The organism is Actinokineospora sp., from assembly GCF_050699995.1.
In the GTDB taxonomy this organism is placed as follows: Bacteria; Actinomycetota; Actinomycetes; order Mycobacteriales; family Pseudonocardiaceae; genus Actinokineospora.
Genome location: NZ_JBOHGC010000095.1, coordinates 1 through 1,029 on the forward strand (window position 1 = coordinate 1; position 1,029 = coordinate 1,029).

Genomic DNA, 1,029 nt, shown 5'->3' on the forward strand with positions numbered 1-1,029 from the left:
CCGTTCTCGAGGCATCAGTGCCGGCCCACGGCGCGGTGCCGAGCGCCGCGCCGGAACGTCTTCAACTGAGTTTCAACGAAGAAGTCGATCCCGTGCTGAGCACGGTGGTCCTCGTTCAGGACGCGAAGCGTACTCAGCTCAAACCTCTTTCCGGCGTCGGCCGCAAGCTCACGTACAGATTGCCATCCTTGCAGTCCGGTCTCTACACCATCGACTGGCGCGTCATCTCAACGGTCGACGCCCACCTCACGCGCGGCGCCTTTTCGTTTGGCGTCGGCGACGTGCGCGTGCCGACCGCCGCGGCGGCGCCGGGGCCGGCCCTGCCGGATGTGGTCGCCCGCTGGACCGGCTTGATCGGCCTGTTCCTGCTGCTGGGAGGCATGGTCACGCATCTGCGGCTGCCGGTTCCGGAAGCGGCCGAAGCGGCGCTGCGGAGGCGCCTGTACCGGCTGGCGGTCGTCGCGACCGCGGCGATTGCAGCGTCCGGCCTCTTCCGGGTGGCCAGCGACGCGGCGGCCATCGCCGGCGGCACATCCCTGGTGAGCGTCGCCGGGGAGCCACTTCTCCGCGTCCTCTCGGTCTCGCACACGGGGCACGATCTGATCTTCCGCCTCGTCGCCGCCGTGTTCGTGACCGCGCTGCTCAAACCCGGCAGGCCGGTCCAGTACGACGGCTTCGTCGCCATCCTGGGTCTGCTCCTCATCGGCCCGGTGTTGACGAGCCACGGGCTCACGGAGGGGTTCGCGGGCATCGGGCTCAGCCTGCTACACATCCTCACCGCCAGTATCTGGGTGGGCGGCCTGACTTACTTCGGCGCCGTGTACCTCCCGGTCGTGCACGCCGTCGCACCTGAGGTGGTACGCCCCGCCGCCGTACGATTCTCACGGCTGGCGGTCGTCACGGTCGCGGTCCTCATCGTCACAGGGCTGGCCCAGGGATATCTCTACGTGGGGTCGCCGGCGGCCCTGACCGGACCGGCCTACGGACGCACGCTCCTGGTCAAGCTCATCATCATCACGCCGCTGCTGG

General features: G+C 69.0%; 1 protein-coding gene. It reads left to right on the forward strand.

The window, feature by feature from the left end:
• On the forward strand, positions 1–1,029 hold a 1,029-nt coding region (locus ACRDSQ_RS05625), incomplete at both ends, for a copper resistance protein CopC (RefSeq protein WP_431419392.1).